3 protein-coding genes and 1 pseudogene are annotated in these 2,447 nt (G+C 69.6%); 3 read left to right on the forward strand and 1 reads right to left on the reverse strand.

Annotated features, from left to right (window positions below; genetic code table 11):
• Positions 1 to 125 (forward strand): annotated as a pseudogene (locus Q8M88_RS08640) (Holliday junction resolvase RuvX); the annotation flags it as partial.
• A gap of 12 nt (positions 126 to 137) precedes the next feature.
• On the opposite strand, the gene Q8M88_RS08645 reads toward Q8M88_RS08640, so the two are convergent.
• Entirely contained in the window at positions 138 to 368 is a 231-nt protein-coding gene (locus Q8M88_RS08645) for a hypothetical protein (RefSeq protein ID WP_305596401.1), read from the reverse strand.
• 128 nt (positions 369 to 496) lie between these two features.
• Between Q8M88_RS08645 and Q8M88_RS08650 the strand changes: the two genes are divergently transcribed.
• On the forward strand, positions 497 to 1,477 hold the full coding sequence (locus tag Q8M88_RS08650) for an aspartate carbamoyltransferase catalytic subunit (RefSeq protein WP_305596403.1): 981 nt from the start codon (positions 497 to 499) through the stop codon (positions 1,475 to 1,477).
• Positions 1,474 to 2,447, forward strand: a 974-nt coding sequence (locus Q8M88_RS08655; protein ID WP_305596405.1) for a dihydroorotase, incomplete at its 3' end; no start/stop codon positions are given. The genes Q8M88_RS08650 and Q8M88_RS08655, both read left to right, overlap by 4 nt.

Genomic DNA, 2,447 nt, shown 5'->3' on the forward strand with positions numbered 1-2,447 from the left:
CGATGGCGGTCAACCGCATGCTGATCGACGAGGCCGACACCTCGCGCGCCCGCCGGGCCGAGGTGGTCGACAAGGCCGCCGCCGCCTGGATCCTGCAGGGCGCGTTGGATCGGCTGCGGCCTTGAGGCGACGCCCGGTCAGTCCGACCGGTCGAGCACGTTGAGCCGGCGCACGGTCAGCTCATCGATGTGCAATCGCTTGATGCGCAGTCGGCCGATGGCGAGGTGTCCGATCGCCAGAGTCCCGATGGCCACAGCGCCGAGCGCCAAGGCGCCGATGGCCATAGCACCGACGCCCGTGAGGCCGACCCCGGTGGCGATCTTGGAGCTCAGCGCCTTGGCGCGCGACGTCACAGCTTGGTCAGGCACGACAGGCTCCCCGCAACCGGTTGCCCCATCTATATACCCCACGACGGAGGCCGCCGCGAAGCTGGCCGGCGGTTGATCGGCAACAGTCGCTTGGCTTCGACCCGGAAGCCCCCTATGACCCGACCTCGATGACGATGCAGGCGCCCGGGCTCAACGAGGTCCTCGGAAGGAACTTCCCCTTCCCGCGCCGCCATTTCCTCTCCGTGCTGGATCTGAACCCGGTCGAGGTGGCCTCCCTCCTCGATCTCGCCGACGGCTTCGTCGCGCTCAACCGCCAGCCCTCGAAGAAGCTCGATCTCCTCAAGGGCCTGACCTTGATGAATTTGTTCTTCGAGAACTCGACCCGCACCCAGAGTTCGTTCGAGCTGGCCGGCAAGCGGCTGGGCGCCGACGTGGTCAACATGAGCCCGCGCGCCTCCTCGATCAGCAAGGGCGAGACCCTGATCGACACCGCGGTGACGCTGAACGCCATGCACCCGGACCTGCTGGTGGTGCGCCACGGCTCGTCCGGCGCGGCCAGCCTGCTCAGCCAGAAGGTCTCGGGTTCGGTGATCAACGCCGGCGACGGCCAGCACGAACATCCCACCCAGGCGCTGCTCGACGCGCTTTCGATGCGCCGCGCCTTCGGCTACATCGCCGGGCTGAAGGTGGCGATCTGCGGCGACGTGCTGCACAGTCGCGTCGCCCGCTCCAATGTCGCCATGCTGCAGATGCTGGGCGCCCAGGTGCGTCTCGTCGGCCCGCCCACGCTGATGCCGTCGCAGGTGGATCGCTGGGGCGTGGAGGCGTTCCACGACATGCGCAAGGGCATCGCCGGCTGCGACGTGGTGATGATGCTGCGCCTGCAGATGGAGCGGATGGACGGGGTCCTCGCGCCGTCGCAGCGCGAGTATTTCCGCTTCTTCGGCCTCGACCGCGAGAAGCTGGGCTTCGCCGCGCCGCACGTCCGGGTCATGCATCCCGGCCCGATGAACCGCGGCGTCGAGATCGATTCCGACGTCGCCGACGACCTGGCCGTCAGCCTGATTCAGGACCAGGTGGAGATGGGCGTCGCCGCGCGCATGGCGGTGCTGGCGTCCCTGGCCGCGCGCCTGGACAATGATCGATGAGCGCGCGCCCGATCGCCTTCACCAATGTGCGGCTGGTCGACCCCGCCAGCGGCTGGGACGGTCCTGGAGCGCTGATCGTGCGCGACGGCGTGATCGCCGAAGTGTTCCAGGGTTCGGATCCGGGCGCATTGTCGGGCGACCTGCAGGTGATCGACGGCGCCGGCGCGATGCTGGCTCCGGGCCTCGTCGACCTGCGGGTGAAGACCGGCGAACCCGGCGCGGAGACCAAGGAGACGCTGAAGTCGGCGGCCTTCGCGGCTGCGGCCGGCGGGGTGACCTCCATCGTCGTGCAACCCGACACCGACCCGGTGATCGACGACCCGTCGGTGGCCGACTTCATCCTGCGCCGCACCCGCGACATCGAGATGGTCCACGTCTATCCGGCCGGCGCCGCGACCAAGGGCGCCCGCGGCGAGCGTATGGCCGAGATCGGCCTGCTGGCGGAGGCCGGCTGCGTCTACGTCACCGACGCCGACCGCTCGATCGTGGATTCCAAGGTCATGCGTCGGGTGCTGTCCTACGCCGCCAGCTTCGGCGTGCTGGTCGCCCACCGGCCCGCCGATCCGTGGCTGTCGGCGGGCGCTGCAGCCAGCGAGGGCGAGTTCGCCGGACGCCGCGGTCTGCCGAGCACGCCGCCGATCGCCGAGAAGATCATGCTGGAGCGCGACCTGGCGCTGGTGGAGCTCACCGGCGCGCGCCTGCTGGTCGATCAGGTGACTACGGCGTGCGCGCTGGAGAGCCTGGAGAGGGGTCGCGCGAGGGGCCTCGCGGTCACCGCCACCACCTCGATCAATCACCTGACGTTCAACGAGCTGGACATCGGCGACTACCGCACCTTCTACCGACTGGACCCGCCGCTTCGCGCCGAGAGCGACCGTCAGGCGCTGATTGAGGCGGTGCGCGACGGCCTGATCGACGTCATCACCAGCGCCCACGCCCCGGCTCCGGCCGAGGACAAGCGCCGCCCGTT

The sequence above is a fragment of the Phenylobacterium sp. genome (assembly GCF_030693805.1).
In the GTDB taxonomy this organism is placed as follows: domain Bacteria; phylum Pseudomonadota; class Alphaproteobacteria; order Caulobacterales; family Caulobacteraceae; genus Phenylobacterium.

Excerpts from the sequence above, each read along its gene's own strand:
- Q8M88_RS08650 (WP_305596403.1), top strand. The coding sequence starts at position 497 with ATGACGATGCAGGCGCCCGGGCTCAACGAGGTCCTCGGAAGGAACTTC.